The following is an 18,158-nucleotide window of genomic DNA, read 5'->3' as shown; positions in this document are numbered from 1 at the left end:
AAGGCGGACCTCGACGACTTCGTGGTCCATTGGAACACGAGGAGGCGCCAGGTTAAACTGAAGGGACTGACCCCGGAGGAGTTCCGGAGACAGTCCCTTGCGGCGTAGTTCTTATTTAAGCCGTCCAGGTTTTGGGGTGCAGTTCACACTACGTGCGGCGGGGGTTCTTTCGTCCTGCGGAATGTCCGCGAAGGTTAGCCCTCAGATCCTGCTACGACTGCGTCCTCGGATTGTGGGGCTGAATGAAGGACGTGGCTGAGGGGGCCTTTTGTCCCCTTCGCTGTTTCGCGGCTTTGCCGCGAAAGCTCGCGCCACTTTGGGGATGGATGGGGGCGTGGCTGGATTGCAGATTCAAATGGCTAGAGAGATATGGGTGCGAACGAGAAATCGTTATTGGGGTCATCCTTTTCCATAAACTCATCAAGACAAAACGTCATGTAGATTGGAGCATACAGAACCTTGCCCTCTTTGCTGAGGTTCTCGTGGCTCAGTACAACGGCCTCGGGAATTTTGTACTCGCCCACATTCATCAGACGATCGAGGGCCGCGTGCGCTCGAACCTTCTTACCCGATTTGACCTCGATTGGGACAACATGCCCGTGGGCGCCTTCGATTACAAAGTCAACTTCACCGACCTCACGCGTTTGGTAGTACCATGCATCCGCCCCGAGGGCAACAAGTTCCTGCGCGACCACGTTCTCATAGAGACCACCAAGGTTGGGAGTTTTCATATCAAGATAGACAGCGCGTGCAGTGCTGCCGGGGTACCGCGATGCTAGCATGCCTGTATCAGACTCGTATAGTTTGAAGGCTGTCGTTTTCTCCGTCCTCTTGAGAGGACTCCGTGGCTCCGTCACCCTGGCGACCATCAATCCAACACCTGCGTTAACAAGCCACAGGAAATCCTGTTCATATTTTTTAAGGCGAGCTCCCTCACCCAGAGACGAAACAACAAAGCGATGGGACTCCGCCTCAAGCTGAACGGGAATTTGCTCAAAAATCGACCGAACGTTAAACGCTCGAGTCGATGCATATTTTGAGATATCGCTTTTGTACTGATCGACCAGCTGAGTTTGAAGCTCACGTGTGCTCACGAGCGAATAACCCGAATCAATATAGTTCTGAACGACCTCCGGCATGCCGCCGCAAATGATATATGCTCTATAGTTTTTGAGCATCGCCTCATGAATATAGTTTTCGACAGGATGCTTCTCGACAAGGCAGCTGCGAATACCGGCAAGCACATTCTCGCTGACGCCGTTTGCCCAACAAAACTCTTCAAAATCCATTGGGCGCATAACAATGTGCTCGACATACCCCACCGGAAAAGAAGAGATTCCCTTAAACTCAGTCCCAAGCATAGACCCCGAGAAGACATAGCTAAAGCGCCCATCCTCGACCAACGCCTTCATGAGTGTAACGATCTGCGGATACTCCTGAATCTCATCGACAAAGACAAGCGTGTCCCCCTCAACAAGCGGCGCATTCGCAAGAAGGGCTACGCGGTTGATAAAGTCAACGGAGTTCTTTGCGCCAATAAGCACATTCTTTGCCTCGACATTGAGTAGTAAATTGACCTCAAAATACGAAGCGTAGTTGCTTTTTCCGAACGCGCGAATCGCATAGCTCTTGCCGATCTGACGCGCACCAGTAACAAGTAATGCCTTATTGGAGGTATTCTTCCAGCTCAAAAGCTTATCAGTGACCTTACGGCGTAGCATAAAACCCCCAAATGACAAAAATTGGCAGATACAATTGCCTAAAATCATACAAAAATTTGCGGATAATAGCGTGCGTAAATATACAAAAATTGGAAGATAGCAAAGGTCCGATAAGGTCTCAAAGCCACTGAAACAGCGCTCTACTTTGCGAAGGGGCTGGAGACGCTGCTGTGTGCGTCTCCAGCCCTCTGATTCTTACTTTTGGTTCCGCGATGGGACTTTGTTGGCCTTCCTGGTCGGTTTACCTTGTCTCGCCGCTCTCTGTGCGTAGGCGGTAGCCGTGGACGAGGTCGCTAATAGCCGGCCAGGGAATCTGGCGGTCGACCCAAAATTGGAGCTGGACCAGATAGCGCTCGGTGGCGCGTGTGAGGGCCGCGAACTGTTCGTGAGTCTCTACCTGGGCGTAGAGGTCGCGGCTGTGGGCGAGGATTGCCGTCGTGTCGTCCATTTTGCCGGTGACGTCGAAGGCGCCCGAGAACCAGTCGCACAGGCGCGCGGCACTATTGTTGATTGTTGCGAGGTCGGCGGTGCCGTCGTTGGCGTTTTCGTTGGCCTGGGCACGCAAGAGGGAGAGGGCGTCGGCGGCGTTCATACAGTAGCCGACGGTGAAGTTCCAGACGGCGAATTCGCGGCCTGTGTCGAGCTTGCGGCGGCGCATGTAGTCGATATCGCGCGGTTCCTCGAGCATCATTTGGTCGGCGAGGGCCTCAAGTGCAGTGGTGTACTCGGCAAGGTCGAGTGTGAGCAGGGTGTTGATATCCATCATCTTTAGGCCTCCGTTTCGATCTCGACGATTTCGTTTTTAATGTACATGCCCTGGTTGTCCCAGACATTGCGGCAGGCGGCGGCAAAACGCTCGCGGTCGGCTTCGCAGATGCGGGCGAACATGTTGCAGGTGCCAAAGGGCTCGCACACGTCAAAGAAGATGCAAATTGACGACCAGCCGCCATACCAGCTCACGGCGCCCGCCGGCTCATGAAAGACGGGGTTCTCGATGTGCTCGTAATTGGCGATGGGGCCCGATACGGGATAGGTTACCTCGGCATCGCAGATCTTGGCCGAAAAGATACGTGACTCGACCGGACAGGACGATTCGAACAGCTTGCATGCCTCGGGAGCCTTGTCCCAGAGCATGTCGGCGAGAAACGTCTCGCCATTTAGCGTGATCTTGAGCATTTTTGTCATAGTAAGGACCTCCTCAATCCGTCGCTCAAGGGGTTCGCTGGCGGATAAGGAGAAGACAGCAGCGGGGTCGCCGAACCCAAACTTCACGACAGATCTCTGTCGCCCCAGCCCGTGCTGTTCCTCGCTAAAGTACCATGCCGCAATTACGCGCGCAATATCAGTTTTTGAATTTCTGGAAGCGGCAATCGACGAGACGGCTCGCCGGCTACCGGCCGACGCGCGGTATGAACACTTGTCTATTCCTTAAGTTGGATGAAAAGCCCCATGTTTTTGTTGGGGTGCATACTCGTCTTATAAATGTATAGAATCTCGTATAGTGCGAGTAAGATATTGCGCTGTCTGTTTTGTGTTTAGCAAAGATATAGTTTGCATAATCTGGTCTAATCCCTGCTATATCAAAATAAAGTCGCACGTAAATAGCTTAGATATGCTTGAGCTGGGCATCTTTACGCTGAACGGGTAAAAACGACCGTTCACCGTTCAACTGTTTTAAAAATGAATAAAATGAGCGATAAAGAGAATATAAACCTTAATAAACTCGCGTATTGCACGGACGTGGGTTATTAATGGGATGTAGGCCTTTTACAGAAAGGATTCCAGCAATGTCTAAGCCTCTTGGCAAGCCCGATCGTATTGTCGTCGCCCTTGGCGGCAACGCCCTCGGCAACAACCCCGTCGAGCAGATCGAGGCCGTGAGCAACACCGCCCACGCACTCCTTGGTCTCATCGAGCAGGGTAACGAGATCATCATCACCCACGGCAACGGCCCGCAGGTCGGCATGATCCAGAATGCCTTCGCCGCTGCCCACGACGCCATCGGCACCCCCGAGATGCCGCTGCCCGAGTGCGGCGCCATGTCCCAGGGCTACATTGGTTATCACCTGCAGCAGGGCATCGGCCGCGAGATGCACAAGCGCTATAAGCGTTGGCACGCCGCCACCGTCGTCACCCAGATCGAGTGCGATCCCGACGATCCCGCGTTCAAGAACCCGACCAAGCCGATCGGCCCCTTCTACACCGAGGAGCAGGCCAAGGAGTTCATGGCCGAGGATCCCTCCAAGGTCTTCGTCGAGGATTCCGGCCGCGGCTGGCGCCGCGTCGTCGCCTCCCCCGATCCCAAGAAGATCGTCGAGGCCGACTCCATCCTCAACCTGCTCGACAACGAGTTCATCGTCATCGCCTGCGGTGGCGGCGGCATCCCCGTCGTCCGCGACTACGAGAACAAGGGCTGCTACAAGGGCGTTCCCGCCGTCATCGACAAGGACCTGGGCGGCGAGCTGCTGGCCGAGGACTGCGACGCTGACGTCCTGTTCCTGCTGACCGCCGTCGAGCATGTCGCCATCAACTTCGGCAAGCCCAACCAGGAGGAGCTCGAGGACCTCACCGCCGACGAGGCCGAGCGCCTGGCCGACGAGGGCCAGTTCGGCAAGGGTTCCATGGAGCCCAAGGTCCGCGCTGCCATCAAGTTCGCCCGCTCCCGCAAGGGCCGCACCTGCATCATCGGCGCTCTGGACAAGGCCGCCGAGACCATGGCCGGCCTCTCCGGTACCCGCATCCACGAGTAGTCTCTACTCTGTTGCCTCTCTCGTGGGCGCCAGGCAAAGCGCCCACAAACTAGCCTCTCTTCATGAGCCCCGCAGTCCGCTCCGACTGCGGGGCTTTTGCTATTCACCTAGTCATTGGGGACGTTCTCTAAAGGTCGCATCGATCAGCAGCGGGAAACTGTATCCCAGAATCGGCGTTCGAAATGGGATGCAGTTTCCCTATGGCCCTCAACCGGAAAATACATCCCGGAATTTGATCGAAAAGTGGCCCCCAGTTTCCCAAACAGGCCGTGCGCGGAAAGTGCATCTCGTAATCGAGCTCCAAAGTGGGAGACGTTTTCCGTGCTGGCAGTTTCTGGCGGTGTGCGGCAGCCGGCATGGCCGCCCACGAGCGGCATCCGCAAGGGCCGTCCCCAACGACCACTCATTTAAGTCTGTCCCCAATGACTAGTAGTAGGCCCACATGGCTTCGACTTCGTTAAGGACTTCTACGATGCCCCAGCGGCGGGCGCTGCGGCTGGCCGAGTTGGGGTCGTAGACGCCAATCTGGTCGGCGTCGTCAATACCGTAAAGCACAATGTAGTGGCCCACGTTGGTAAAGGTGCCCGGCCGAACGGCGGCGATGACGGGCGCTCCCGAACGTAGCGCCTGAGTCATAGAGTCGCGATCGTTATGGAGCTCCGTTCCGTTAAGTCCCAACTGCCACGCGCCGCGCGTCATAAACGACCATTCCGTTGCACCGGTGGGGGCGTAATTGCCCGCCTCGGAAAGCGCGCACATATCGACGGGGGTCATATCGGTGCGTCCCGTCTTAAAGATGTAGACCATGGTGAGGCACGTAGGCCCGCAGGCATTTTGGCGGATGGTGCCGCCGGCGTAAGGCAGCTCCGACCACGCAGGGTCGATCTGATAGATATGGGGCATCGTGCCGGCTTGCCATTGCGAGCGCGGGGTCGAAAAGGCGAAAGAATAACCGGGCGCGACGGGGGCCTTGAGCAGCTTGTCCTCGGCGGTGGGCTCGAGACCGGCCAAGCCGTGGGACATACAGGAGCTCATAAACACAAAGACCAGACAGGTGAGGATAGAGCACAGTGCGAGGCGAACTCGACGAGCCGGCAGGGCGGGGGCATTCACGTGCGATGTCGAGCGGTAAGGCCTGCCGTTGCGTCCGCCTTGGGGATGCGAAAAGAAGCGGTTGATATGGATGCCGGGCTGACGTACGCCGTTGCGGCGCAGCTGCGGAACCTCGGCCTGACGCTGTCGAGTGCGCGCGCCCAAGCGGCTATCTTGCTGCGCGCTTGTGCCTATGCTCGGACGGCCACTCTGCCGCGTTCTGCTTGTCTGCTGCCGAGACGAAGGCCTGGGTTGCTCTTGAGGACGTTGCGGATTGCCGCTCGTGGCACTTCTGGGCGTCGGCGTGGTACGGCCAGCAAGGCGAACGCTTTGTCGCCGTTGATCACCGTCGTTGTATCCGTAGGCCATTCGTACCGCCTTGCCTCATGTATAACCTGTCCATCCTACAAAAAAGATGTGCAACAAATGAGTCTGCGCGTCAAAAGCTCGGTAAACGGTATGAAAGGCGCAAAACACACGGCCTCAAAAATATCTCTCTATGCGTTCGATGAGCGTGCGCCCGTCGGTCGGGCGGCAACAATGAGCGGCAAACCGTGCCGTTCGTCCCAAAAACGGCGCCGCTCGTTTTGCAGTTCTGCCTTCGGTCGAGCTACGAGTGGCGTTGCTGTGCCAAGGCCGTATCTTAAAGCCATGAAATAAAAGTGCGCGGCAAAACAGACCGTGCAAGGGGTGACGCCAAGGGGCGTCAGAAAGGAAAGGAGGGGAACAATGGCGGACAAGAACGCAGAAGTTGCAGTCGAGGATACCGGCGGCATGAAGAAAACGCTTTCGCTCTGGAACTTCTTCACCATCGGTTTCGGTGCCATCATCGGTACCGGTTGGGTTCTGCAGGTCGGCGACTGGATGGTCGTGGGCGGCGGTCCCGTTCCCGCTATGATCGCATTCCTCTTGGGTGCAATCTTCCTCGTGCCCGTCGGAGCTGTTTTCGGTGAGCTTACGGCTGCTATCCCCATCTCGGGCGGCATCGTCGAGTATGTCGATCGTAGCTTTGGCCGTACACTGAGCTACATCACCGGTTGGCTCCTGGCCCTGGGCAACGGCATCCTGTGCCCGTGGGAGGCCATTGCCATTTCGACTCTCGTGTCCGAGATGTTCGGTAGCCTGCCCGGTCTTGAGTGGCTGCGCGCCATCAAGCTCTACACCATCCTGGGCGCCGACGTTTACCTGTTCCCGACGCTGATCGCGCTCGGCTTTGCAGTCTACGTCATCTTCCTCAATTTCCGCGGTGCCAGCTCGGCCGCCAAGCTCCAAGCCTTCCTGACCAAGGCCCTGCTCTGCGGCATGCTACTCGCCATGGGCGTCTCGCTGTTCACCGGCTCGCCGAACAACGCCATGCCTGTGTTCTCCCAGGTCGCCGGTGCTGGCGGCGGTAAGGCCGCCACCGAGGGCACCAGCCTGTTCGCCGGTATCGTGTCGGTCCTGGTTCTTACCCCGTTCTTCTACGCCGGTTTCGACACCATTCCTCAGCAGGCTGAGGAAGCAGCCGAGGGCCTTAACTGGAACAAGTTCGGCAAGATCATCTCCCTGGCCCTGCTGGCCGCCGGCGGCTTCTACATGGTCTGCATTTACTCGTTCGGCACTATCCTTGACTGGCATGAGTTTGTTAAGAGCCCCGTTCCCGCGCTTGCCTGTCTTAAGGGCATCAACATGCTCCTGTACCTGGCCATGCTCGTCATCGCCACGCTTGGACCCATGGGCCCGATGAACTCCTTCTACGGCGCCACGAGCCGCATTATGCTCGCCATGGGCCGCAAGGGCCAGCTGCCCGAGAAGTTTGCCGAGGTCGATCCCAATTCCGGCGCTCCCAAGCTCGCCTGCGTCGTTCTGGCCATCATCACCGTCGTCGGTCCGTTCCTGGGCAAGAACATGCTCATCCCTCTGACCAATGTGTCGGCTCTCGCCTTCATCTTCTCTTGCGGCATGGTCGCTCTTGCCTGCCTGCGCATGCGCTTCACCGAGCCCGACCTACCTCGTCCCTACGAGGTGCCCGGCGGCAAGTTTGGCATCTGCCTCGCCGTCGCTGCCTGCGCCATCATCATCGGCCTGCTCGTGATTCCGTTCTCTCCCGCCTCCCTCAACATGGTGGAGTGGAGCATCGTGATCGGCTGGTTGGCTATTGGCCTGGCTCTCATGGCTTTCACCAATTCCCGTAAAAAGTAACGCCTAACCGGGGCGGATTGGGTGCGCGGTGCCCTCTCTCCCGCGTACCGAACCCGGCATCACTTGGGTAGCTTTGTGAGGCCTTAACCCAACACGGCCTCACCCACTATATGGATCCATAAGGAGGAACCATGTCCACTAAGTATGCAATCGTTGGCGGCAAGCTCATCGACGGTACCGGTGCCGAGCCGGTCGAGAACTCCCTCGTTCTCGTCGACGATAACGGCAAGATCGAGTACGCCGGTGTTATGCAGGACCTTCCCGAGGGCGTTGAGGTTATCGACGCCGCCGGCAAGACTGTCCTTCCCGGCCTGATCGACACCCACCTGCACTTCTCGGGCAACCTGACCGACGATGACACCGATTGGGTCATGCAGCCGCTCCTCGAGAAGCAGGCCGTCGCCGTCAAGCAGGCCTACGACTGCCTCACCCACGGCCTCACCACCGTCTGCGAGATCGGCCGCTTTGGTATCCAGATTCGCGACTGCATCGACAAGGGCGTCTTTAAGGGTCCGCGCGTTCTGGCCACCGGCCTCGGCTTCTGCCGTGTTGCCGGTCACGGTGACTCCCACCACTGCACCCAGGAGCTCAACAAGGAATCCCATCCCTGGGGCGACCAGGTCGACGGTCCTTGGGATCTGCGCAAGGCCGTCCGTCGTCGCCTGCGCGAGAACCCCGATGCCATCAAGATCTGGGCTACCGGTGGCGGCATCTGGCGCTGGGACTCCGGTCGCGACCAGCACTATTGCTCCGAGGAGATCCAGGCCGTGGTCGAAGAGGCCAAGATGGTCGGTATCCCCGTGTGGAGCCACTGCTACAACAACCACGCCGCCGCCTACGATTCCGTTCGCTTTGGCTGCGAGCAGCTGATTCACGGCTTCGATATCGATGAGCGCACCATGGATCTCATGGCCGAGCAGGGAACCTTCTTCACCCCGACGATCGCCTTCCTGCCCACCTGGTACGCCACCTATCCTCCCGTCTACGTCCCCGAGCTGCACGACAAGTACGAGGGTACCCTGGTCGAGAAGGAGCTGCAGCGCAACTACGACTGCCTGCGCGAGGCCAAGAAGCGCGGCGTCGTCATGACGATCGGCTCTGACTCCTTCTCCTTCGTCACCCCGTACGGCACCTGCTCCATCGAGGAGATGTACGAGTTCGTCGACAAGATCGGCTTCACCCCGGTCGAGACCATCACCTGCGCCACCCTCAACGGTGCCAAGATGTGCCACATCGAGGACGAGACCGGTTCCATCGAGGCCGGCAAGTGCGCCGACCTGCTGGTCGTCAACGGTGACGTCGCCGCCGACATCCACGTGCTCAACACCGACAACATGGACGTCATCATGAAGGACGGCTGGATTGTCGAGGCCGGCACCTTCGGCGAGCCAAACAAGTACAGCGCCTAAGCTACCGTTTGTCGATGGCTGGATGTAAAACACAGTTTTTGATTACATAATGCAATGGAGAGGGTCGCTTGCGGCCCTCTTTATTGCTATCGGTACTACGGACAAGAGGGGATGACGGTGGATTTAAACAGGCTGATTCTGGGCAAGAGTTACAACTCTACCAAGGTCTTTCGTACGGCCCAGCATGTGGTTCAGGCCATCCTACTCGGTGTTGTCGTTCCGGCGCTTATCTTGCTGCTTATCTGGGATTTAACCGATAATCCCAATCCCGTTCCAGGCGTTGTCGTTATTGCCGGCCTGGTCATGCTGTGCTTTTTCTTCTCGTATGTCTTTGTGGTCCCCGATGACCTCACATCGAGCGCAACCGACCGCACGCTCGCCATCGCATCAAAAATATTTGCCTACACGTCGCGCGGCCTTACGCCCGAAGCGGCCCTGGGTGCCTCTAAAATCATCCTGTCCGAGACCATCGCTTCTGCCATCTGCTTTACTGACGGCAGGCAGGTGCTGGCAAGCTGGGGCGAGGACTCGGCAAAGTGCCCTGCCGGAACCCCGGTAGTGCTCAAGACCACGCTCAACGTGATTGAGACGGGCGAGCAGAGCGTGTTTTCGCGTGATGCCTCCAATGAGATGGGTGGCTATTTTCCCCATCTGCGTGCCGGTATTGTCGCGCCGCTTAGCGTGCGTGGTCATTGCGTGGGCACACTCGAGCTGTATTACCCCCGCCTGAGCAGCATCGATATGCGCCAGACGGCGCTTGCCTCGGGTTTTGCCGATCTCATTTCCACGCAGCTCGCCAGCTTTGAGCTCGAGCGCCAGGATGAGCTCACGGCCCGCGTTGAGCTCCGCGCTCTGCAGTCGCAGGTCGATCCGCATTTTCTATTCAATACCATTAGCACGATCGTTTCGCTCGTTCGAACCGAGCCCGACAAGGCGCGATCGCTGCTGATCGACTTTTCCAACTACTATCGTCAGACGCTTTCTGACTCCGATACGCTCACCACGCTCGAGCACGAGGTGGAACAGGGCACCCGTTATATCAATCTTATGCAGGCCCGGTATGGCGACGGCCGTCTGCGCGTTTCGGTCGACATCGACTTTGAGGTGCGCGACAGCCTGGTGCCGCCGTTTATCTTGCAGCCGCTGCTCGAAAACTGTATCAAGCATGCGCAGCGCGAGACCGAGCCGCTTTCCATTCGTGTTAGGGCTTTTGAGACCGATGACGGCTTGGAGATCATCGTCGAAGATGACGGCATCGGTATGAGCGAAGAAGTCTGCGCGCATCTGTTTGAGCAGCATCGCCGAGAGGAGCCCGAAAGCATTACCGCCGACGGCTCCGTCAAGCGAGGCTGCGGCCTGGCGCTCTTCAACGTGCTTCAGCGCATCCATTTCTTTTACGGAGAAGATTCTGGCATGCGTGTGAAGTCCCAGGAGGGCGTGGGAACGCAGGTCATCGTTGAGTTGAACGGCGAGCCGCATGAGCCGGCGCCGCTAACGGTGTAGCACGCGGTTGGATTGAGAGAAAAAAAGAGGGGAAGCGCATATGTCCGAAGGCTGGAACATCTTGGTGGTTGATGACGAGCCTCCAATTAGGGCTGAGCTACGTTATCTGTTGGAAAAGGATGCGCGTGTGGGCCAGATTGCCGAGGCGGGCAATGTCACCGAAGCCGTGGAATCGATTCTGTCGAACAAGCCTGACGTGCTGTTTTTAGACATTACTATGCCCGGTCGCTCGGGAATTGAGCTTGCCGAGACGCTTCAGAACCTAAAGACACCGCCGGTCGTGGTGTTTGTGACGGCATTTGCCGAGTATGCGGCCGATGCCTATAACCTCGATGCCGTCGATTACATCGTAAAGCCGGTCGAGGATGCTCGCCTGTCAAAGGCGCTCGATAAGATCGAGACCGCCCTGGGCGCTCGCCGTGTCGTCCATGCTCCGCGCCAGCCTTTGCGCCTGACGGTGGATCGTGGGGGTAAAAAGGTGTTCATTCCCGTGGCGGATGTCTGCTACTTTGAGGCGCGCGCCGATTTTTGCAACGCCGTCTGCGCCGAGGGAACATATCTGATCAATGAGTCGATTTCATCGCTCGAGCGGCGCCTGGCCTCCGAGGGCTTTATCCGTGTCCACCGCAGCTATCTGGTCAATTTGGAAGACGTGCACAATGTCGAGATCGGTTCTACGGGTCTTATGGAACTCAGGCTCGATCGCGTAACCTCGACGGTGCCCGTGTCCCGTCGTCGCGCTGCCGAGGTTAAGGCGCGCCTGGGGCTTGTGTAGACGGTCCGCATGCCATCGTTTGCCGACGCAGGTTTGGCATGGGCGCGCGGTGGGCATAATGGGTGACATCGAATGAAATCGAAAGGATCATTATGCCTGCGCTTATTACGCATCATCTGTTTGGCGAGGAAAGCATCGATCGTCTGCCGCAGGGCGTCATTACGTCCGACGAGGAACGCATTGCCTTTATCCTGGGCAACCAGGGTCCCGACCCGTTTTTCTTCCACATCCTGACGCCGCGCGTTTCCGACTGCACGCTGCTGGCGCAGGCCATGCATCGCTCGCGCATGTCGCGCCAGTTCTCGTGCCTGCGCGACGGCGTGTCCCATCTGCTCCCGCGCGATGCCAACTTGGGCCGCGCCTTTGCGCTGGGCCTGCTGTCGCACTACGTGCTCGACCGTAATGCCCACCCCTTTGTCTACGAGCAGCAGTTTGGCATTGTCGAGTCCGATCCCGAGCTGGGGGATTCGGGCAGCCAGGTCCATGCGGTGCTCGAAAGTGACCTGGACGTGTTGATGCTGCAGCTCAAGCGCGACGGGGCCACGGTCGAGGACTATCCGCCGGCGGGCGAGATCGTCACCACCGACCGCATCAATCGCGTGGCCGGCGTGCTGATGAGCTATGTTGCCGGGCGTGTGTACGGTATCGATATCCCAGCGGGGGAGTACGGTGCCGCCGTTGCCGACATGCAGCTGCTCTATCGCGCCATTGAACCGGCGGGCTCGGCCAAGACGCGTGCAATTGCCCTGGTCGAGGGCCTAGTACACGACTACTCCCTGCTCGATGGCCTTGCTCACCGCGTGACGACCGAGCCGCCCGAGCGCACCGGCAATCTGGGCCATCTGACGTGGAAGAATCCCTTTACCGATGAGGTCTCGAACGAGAGCTTCCCCGAGGTCTTTGACCGCGCTCTGGTCGATTACGAGTGCACGGTCACCCGCTTTATCGAGACCGGCGATATGGAGGCCGTGACCAACCACGTCAATTACAGCGGTCGCGTACTCGGCGCTGACGAAGAGTTCGACCGCGAGGAGTAGGGTTCGTGCGTGTCCCTTTGCCGAATCCTTACCGGTGCCTCTGTGCAATTGGGGTACGATGAACTGACTGCATATCGGGCGAATACGAAGGGTCCCTGTCCATGAAATACACCAAGCTCGAGCGTAACTGGGTTATGTACGATGTGGGCAATTCGGCCCTCGTGTTGCTCAACACTTCGGTGGTGCCCATCTACTTTAACGCCATCAATACCGGTGCTTCCTCGGCCGACCTGGTGGTCGCTTGGGGTAGCGCGCAGACGATCGCCTCGCTGGTCATTGCCATGCTCATGCCCATTCTGGGCGCGCTTGCCGATTACGCCGGCAACAAGATCAAGTTTTTCTTGGGCTTCTTCCTCACGGGCTTGGTGCTTTGCCTGGCGCAGGCTATCCCAATGTCCGCTATGGCATTTTTGGCCGTGTACGTGCTGTGCACCATCGGCCTTAACTCTTCTATGACGTTCTATGACGCCATGCTGCCCGACATTACCACCGACGAGCGCATGGACGCCGTGTCCAGCTCGGGCTATGCCTGGGGCTACATCGGTTCCACCGTGCCGTTTATCATCTGCCTGGCGCTTATCATGGGTGGTCCCGCTCTTGGCGTCCCCACCATGCTGGCAACGCGTCTGTCGTTTGTCATCACTGGTGCCTGGTGGCTCATCTTTACCCTGCCGCTCATTCGCACCTATAAGCAAAAGTACGGTCGCGAGCGCGGTCCCGAGGACACCATCGGCCACATCGTGGGCGGCGTGTTCTCCGAGGTCGTACACACCATGCGCGAGATCGCCAACAACAAGACCGTGCTGGTCTACATGATCGCGTTCTTCTTCTACATCGACGGTGTGCACACGGTCATTTCCATGGCAACCAGCTACGGTTCGGCTCTGGGTATCGACTCGACCCAGCTGGTACTGGCCCTGCTCGTTACGCAGTTCGTGGCCTTTCCGTCCGCCATCATCTACGGCAAGCTCGCCGGACGCGTGGGCACGCTCAACATGATCCTGGTGGCGGTCGCCGCCTACATGGGCATTGTGCTGTTCGCCGCGTTTTTCCTCAAGACCGCCTTTGAATTCTGGGTGCTTGCCATTATGGTCGGCCTGTTCCAGGGTGGCGTGCAGGCACTCAGCCGTAGCTACTTTGGCCGCATCATCCCCAAGGAAAAGTCCAACGAGTACTACGGCTTCTTTGACATCTTTGGGCGCTATGCAAGCGTTATGGGCACCTTTCTGGTGTCGGTCGTCACCTCGCTGACCGGCAACCCGTCGCTGGGCGTTCTTTCTATTGCTGTGCTGCTGGTCGTTGGCTTTATGCTGCTGGCCCGCCTGTCTCGCATGACTCGAGCGGCAGAGAATGCCGCATAGGAGCGGGCGGCTATTGTGCCTGTCCGCGGTACTCTTTTGGGGTTATCCGCAATAAACATTGCGACTTGCGAGCAATGATTTGCCCAAGTGGGTATGATGGAATCAGCTAGGTCGCGGGGCGTCGCCTGTGTTTGGCGGCGCCTCGTTTTTGTGTTGCAGGGAGGGAAGGCATGAACGCCACGGTTGTGATTCCAACATATTGGGCGGGCGATGATGCCCATGCAAACGCTCCCGGTGTCTATGACCACTCGACGAAGCTCAACGCCACCAATCCCGAGCTCGATCGCTGTCTTGCTTCGCTCGAGCAGGTACGCGATATTCCGCGAATCATCCTTTTGGTGGTCTGTCCCATCTCGGCCACGGCGGATGTGTCGAAGCGCGTACGCGAAATCGTCGACGCGCACCCTACGCTCAAAGTTACCGTAGTCACCAATACCCAGGCATCGCGTATCGCCGACCGCGTAGCGCAGATTGCGCCCAAGGGTTCGGGAGAATGCGTGAGCCTGCGCGGCTATGGCGCCATCCGCAATATGGGACTTGCCTGTGCCGCCGTGCTGGGTCACGATGCCGTCATCTTTTTGGATGACGACGAGACTGTCATCGATGCCGACTTTATGAAACGCGCGACTTACGCGTTGGGGCAGCAGACGCGTCAGGGCCTGCCGATCTTGGTTAAGAGCGGCTACTTTTACGATCGAGACGGATCGCCGCTGGCCCCCACGGACAAGGTGGGCATCTGCCACCGTTGGTGGACCAAGCGTATCGAGTTCAATCGCTGGATGAAAAAGGCGCTCTCGGGTACCCGTATTTCGCGTTCAAACTATGTGTGCGGCGGCCTTATGGCCCTCCATGCCCGCGCCTTTACCCGCGTGGCATTTGACCCGTTTATCACTCGTGGCGAGGACCTGGACTACCTCTTTAATATGCGCATATTTGGCTACGACGTATGGTTTGATAACGAGTGGACCGTGCGCCATCTGCCGCCCGAGTCCGAGAAACGCTCGCCGCGCTTTATGCAGGACGTGTACCGTTGGTACTACGAACGTGCCAAGCTAACGTTTGCCGCGCATCAGAAAGAGCTCATTCCCGTTACAGCCGCGTCTCTCATGCCCTATCCGGGCCCGTGGATTTCGCGCGAGCTTGACGATCGCGTGCGTAAGACTGCCATGGTCCGCAGCATGTTTACCCGCGAGCACGAGGGATACCTACGCATTTGGCGCCACGGTATTGACGAGGCCAGGACCTACGCACGCCAAAACGCCGCAAGCTACCTGCGTTTCCAGAGCTTCTGGCCCAAGATTATGGATGGGCTCTGGCGTGACGCCCAGCTGACCAGCATCCTGGAGGGGACTGAATGATCGACCGCCGCGCCCAGCGCGATAGTTCAATGTCAATCTTTCGCATCATTGCCGTATCCTGCGCCATTTGTGTGCTGGTGTACTTTGTTTTTGCCCTGGCGACTGGAATCGATCCAATCGCGACCGTGGTCGCCTGTACGCTGCTATGCATCTTCCTGTGTATCTTTTTCTTTTTGACGCTCAATCCCGATTCGGTTCGCTCGCAGTACACCGAGGAGACGCTCTCGGTGGCCTCGGCCATGCTCGAGGACATTAAAGGCGGTCTGACGCAGGAGTCAGCACGTCTGGTGTGCCAGCGCATTTTGCCCGAGACACGCGCCATGACAGTTGCCGTTACCGACGAGAGCAACGTACTGGCCTGCGCGGGCGAGTTTGAGGAAAAGCTGCTGCCCAATTCTCCCATTCATACGCTCGCCACGCGCTACGTCATCGAACACGGTATCGTCCAGTCGTTCAACCGTGTGGTGGACGTGGTGGGTTCGGATGGCTCACACAACCAGGTCCCCGCTGGCATCATCGCACCCATCAAGGTGGGCGACCGCACCGTCGGCACGCTCAAGTTCTATTACAAGACCCCGCGTGCCGTCGACCGTACCCAGTATGCGCTCGCCTCGGGTTTTGCCGAAATCCTGTCCACGCAGCTCGCCATTCACGAGCTCGAGGTGCAAAAGGAGCTCACGGCCCGTGCCGAGGTGCGTGCCCTGCAGGCGCAGATTAACCCGCACTTCCTGTTCAACACGCTCAACACCATCGCATCGTTTACGCGTACCGACCCGCTGCGCGCCCGCGAGCTGCTGCGCGAGTTCTCCTCGTTCTATCGCGCAACGCTCGACAATTCGGGCTCGCTCATTCCCGTGTCGCGCGAGGTCGCACAGACCAAGCGCTACCTGACGTTTGAGAAGGCGCGCTTTGGCGAGGATCGCGTGCTGGCGACCTTTGACGTGTCCGAGGACGTCGAGGACACGCTGGTTCCGGCATTTGTGATCCAACCGATTGTCGAGAACGCCGTGCGTCACGGCATGGGTGATGCCAGTGCGCTGAAGATTGACGTGACGGTGCGCAGGGATGGTGACGATGCGATTTTGATTTCGGTGGCCGATGACGGTGTGGGCATGGACGAGGGCATCGCTGCCAGACTGTTTGACGAGCGCTCTGCCCGTCCCGACGCCAGCTCCCCGCAGGGTGGCGGCGCCGGCGTTGCCATGCACAATATTTCGGAGCGCATTCATCGCTTTTATGGGCCGCACTCCTATACGCGCGTCGAATCGGCGCCGGGTAAGGGCGCTAAAGTGCTCCTACATCTCGATTTGTCGGAGAGCATCTTCGACATTCAAGAGTAGAATAATTGGTCACGGGCTTAACGCCGGTTGGCGTATGCCCGATGTAGTTTGTTGACGAAAGGTTTTATCCCCATGCTGCGTGCGATGATTGTGGATGATGAGGCACCGGCCCGTTCGGAACTTCGCTTCTTGCTCGAGCAGACGGGCAAGATCGGCACGATCACAGAAGCGTCGAGCGTTCGCTCCGCCATCGAGATGCTTATGGAGAGTCGCGTTGATGTCGTGTTCCTCGATATTTCGATGCCTGGCGCTTCGGGTCTGCAACTTGCCGAGGCGCTGCATAAGCTTAAGAATCCGCCGGCGATCGTGTTTGTGACCGCGTACAGCGATCATGCGGTTGAGGCGTTTGATGTGGATGCCGTCGACTATCTGATGAAGCCGGTAGAGGAAGCCCGCCTGGATCGTGCAATCGAGAAGGTCATGCAGCGCACGAAGCCCGTTGCGGACAGCAAGGTGACCATCGAGCGCATCCCGGTGGAGAAGGGCGGCCGCAAGGTGCTCATCCCCGTGGACGACATTCGCTTCATTATGGCCAAGGACGATTACTCCTGTATCTATACCGTCGACGACCGTTTTTTGTCGACGACCTCGCTGGCACAGTTCGAGGCCAAGCTCTGTGATTTTGGCTTCTTCCGCGTTCACCGCCGCTATATCGTTAACCTGGCGTGTGTTACCGACGTCGAGACGGTTCCCTCGGGCGCTATCCAGCTGGGCATTACGGGCGTCGACGAACGCGTACCGGTTTCGCGCCGTCGCGTCGTACCGCTCAAGAAGGCCCTGAGCCTCTAGCACACCGGCCCCGCAGCCCTGTAGACCAAAATCGTCTGCGGAGCCGCGGGGCTTTTTGTATGAACGCACCAAATCGTTTTGCGAAAGGGATCCCATGAACAGTGCAAGCGCCAAGCGTATCGACATCATCTCGGACACCCACGGTTATCTGTCGCCCGCGCTTTTAGATGAGTTGAGCGGCGCGGACCTGATTATCCATGCCGGCGATCTTACGTCGGAGATGGACTACGAACATCTGCGAACCATCGCCCCCGTGCGAGCGGTTCTGGGCAATAACGACTACTACCGTGATTACGGGCCCGAAGTGGACCGTCTGGCGCTCTTTAGCTACGAGGGCCTTAAGTTTGCCGTAGCCCACTACCGCGAAGACCTCCCGGTGGGATCCGTGGACGTAGCCATCAACGGTCACACTCACGTAACCAAAGAGGCCCAGGTGGGCCGCTGCTTGGTCCTCAACCCAGGCAGCGCCAGCTACCCCAGGGGCACCCGGGGCCCCACCATGGCCAGAATGCTCGTCAAGGACGGCAAGGTCTTAAGCGTCAAGTTTATTGACTTAGACTAACCGCAACAAAAACGGGGGATGCACAATGAACTGCACCCCAAAACTTGGACGGCTTAAATAAGAACTACGCCGCAAGGGGCTGGTTCCGGAACTCCTCCGGGGTCAGCCCCTTCAGTTTAACCTGCCTTCGCCTCGTGTTCCAATGGGCGACGTACGCGTCCAGGTCCGCCTTGAAGGACTCGAAGTCGGGCCATGTCCTTCCCCGGAAGAACTCGTCCTTCATGTGGCCGAAGACCTGCTCGGTGGCGCCGTTGTCGATGCAGTTGCCCTTTCTGGACAT

Annotated in this window: 17 protein-coding genes; 12 read left to right on the top strand and 5 right to left on the bottom strand. The window is 58.3% G+C overall.

Annotated elements, in window-relative coordinates:
* Nucleotides 1-108 (top strand): IS3 family transposase (locus FYJ40_RS09180; RefSeq protein ID WP_154518613.1); only part of this gene is annotated, 108 nt, incomplete at its 5' end.
* A 251-nt stretch (nucleotides 109-359) separates the two neighbouring features.
* Here the strand turns inward: FYJ40_RS09180 and FYJ40_RS08660 are convergent.
* From FYJ40_RS08660 to FYJ40_RS08650, 3 genes are all read right to left on the bottom strand, one after another.
* Entirely contained in the window at nucleotides 360-1,721 is a 1,362-nt protein-coding gene (locus tag FYJ40_RS08660) for an ATP-binding protein (protein ID WP_195838632.1), read from the bottom strand.
* A gap of 241 nt (nucleotides 1,722-1,962) precedes the next feature.
* Nucleotides 1,963-2,487 carry a hypothetical protein gene (locus FYJ40_RS08655; protein ID WP_055310074.1) on the bottom strand — a complete coding sequence of 175 codons (525 nt, stop codon included), beginning with the start codon at nucleotides 2,485-2,487 and terminating at the stop codon, nucleotides 1,963-1,965.
* Between the two features lie 2 nt (nucleotides 2,488-2,489).
* The gene (locus FYJ40_RS08650) at nucleotides 2,490-2,906 is read right to left on the bottom strand and encodes a DUF3830 family protein (RefSeq protein WP_154518619.1); all 417 of its coding nucleotides are present in this window, start codon (nucleotides 2,904-2,906) and stop codon (nucleotides 2,490-2,492) included.
* Between the two features lie 602 nt (nucleotides 2,907-3,508).
* On the opposite strand from FYJ40_RS08650, the gene arcC reads away from it, so the two are divergent.
* Nucleotides 3,509-4,471: a carbamate kinase gene (gene arcC, locus FYJ40_RS08645; RefSeq protein WP_006235166.1), complete on the top strand. Its 963-nt coding sequence runs from the start codon at nucleotides 3,509-3,511 to the stop codon at nucleotides 4,469-4,471.
* Between the two features lie 426 nt (nucleotides 4,472-4,897).
* Here arcC and FYJ40_RS09085 read toward each other — a convergent pair whose 3' ends face one another.
* Nucleotides 4,898-5,728 (bottom strand): C39 family peptidase, encoded by an 831-nt coding sequence (locus tag FYJ40_RS09085; RefSeq protein WP_229770743.1) that lies wholly within the window; start codon nucleotides 5,726-5,728, stop codon nucleotides 4,898-4,900.
* A 564-nt stretch (nucleotides 5,729-6,292) separates the two neighbouring features.
* On the opposite strand from FYJ40_RS09085, the gene FYJ40_RS08635 reads away from it, so the two are divergent.
* From FYJ40_RS08635 to FYJ40_RS08590, 10 genes are all read left to right on the top strand, one after another.
* Nucleotides 6,293-7,744 (top strand): APC family permease, encoded by a 1,452-nt coding sequence (locus FYJ40_RS08635; protein ID WP_154518622.1) that lies wholly within the window; start codon nucleotides 6,293-6,295, stop codon nucleotides 7,742-7,744.
* Nucleotides 7,745-7,875: 131 nt separating this feature from the next.
* Entirely contained in the window at nucleotides 7,876-9,153 is a 1,278-nt protein-coding gene (locus FYJ40_RS08630; RefSeq protein WP_154518625.1) for an amidohydrolase family protein, read from the top strand.
* Between the two features lie 117 nt (nucleotides 9,154-9,270).
* Nucleotides 9,271-10,656 (top strand): sensor histidine kinase, encoded by a 1,386-nt coding sequence (locus tag FYJ40_RS08625; protein WP_370450680.1) that lies wholly within the window; start codon nucleotides 9,271-9,273, stop codon nucleotides 10,654-10,656.
* A 40-nt stretch (nucleotides 10,657-10,696) separates the two neighbouring features.
* On the top strand, nucleotides 10,697-11,431 hold the full coding sequence (locus FYJ40_RS08620) for a LytTR family DNA-binding domain-containing protein (RefSeq protein WP_154518631.1): 735 nt from the start codon (nucleotides 10,697-10,699) through the stop codon (nucleotides 11,429-11,431).
* A 92-nt stretch (nucleotides 11,432-11,523) separates the two neighbouring features.
* On the top strand, nucleotides 11,524-12,468 hold the full coding sequence (locus FYJ40_RS08615; RefSeq protein WP_154518634.1) for a zinc dependent phospholipase C family protein: 945 nt from the start codon (nucleotides 11,524-11,526) through the stop codon (nucleotides 12,466-12,468).
* 101 nt (nucleotides 12,469-12,569) lie between these two features.
* A complete protein-coding gene (locus FYJ40_RS08610) occupies nucleotides 12,570-13,829 on the top strand; it encodes an MFS transporter (RefSeq protein ID WP_154518637.1) in 1,260 nt (419 codons plus the stop codon).
* Between the two features lie 170 nt (nucleotides 13,830-13,999).
* The gene (locus FYJ40_RS08605; protein WP_154518640.1) at nucleotides 14,000-15,187 is read left to right on the top strand and encodes a glycosyltransferase; all 1,188 of its coding nucleotides are present in this window, start codon (nucleotides 14,000-14,002) and stop codon (nucleotides 15,185-15,187) included.
* Nucleotides 15,184-16,527, top strand: coding sequence for a histidine kinase (locus FYJ40_RS08600; protein WP_154518643.1), 1,344 nt, complete (start codon nucleotides 15,184-15,186; stop codon nucleotides 16,525-16,527). The genes FYJ40_RS08605 and FYJ40_RS08600 overlap by 4 nt, the downstream gene beginning before the upstream one ends.
* A 72-nt stretch (nucleotides 16,528-16,599) precedes the next feature.
* Nucleotides 16,600-17,316, top strand: a complete 717-nt coding sequence (locus FYJ40_RS08595; RefSeq protein ID WP_154518646.1) for a LytTR family DNA-binding domain-containing protein — start codon at nucleotides 16,600-16,602, stop codon at nucleotides 17,314-17,316.
* 94 nt (nucleotides 17,317-17,410) lie between these two features.
* Nucleotides 17,411-17,878 (top strand): YfcE family phosphodiesterase, encoded by a 468-nt coding sequence (locus FYJ40_RS08590; protein ID WP_154518649.1) that lies wholly within the window; start codon nucleotides 17,411-17,413, stop codon nucleotides 17,876-17,878.
* Nucleotides 17,879-17,942: 64 nt separating this feature from the next.
* Here the strand turns inward: FYJ40_RS08590 and FYJ40_RS08585 are convergent.
* On the bottom strand, nucleotides 17,943-18,158 hold a 216-nt coding region (locus FYJ40_RS08585; RefSeq protein WP_154518652.1), incomplete at its 5' end, for an IS3 family transposase.

This window comes from Collinsella sp. WCA1-178-WT-3 (M1), from assembly GCF_009696325.1.
Taxonomy (GTDB): domain Bacteria; phylum Actinomycetota; class Coriobacteriia; order Coriobacteriales; family Coriobacteriaceae; genus Collinsella.
The sequence above is the reverse complement of the archived record's forward strand: the minus strand, read 5'-3'. Positions and strand labels throughout refer to the sequence as shown.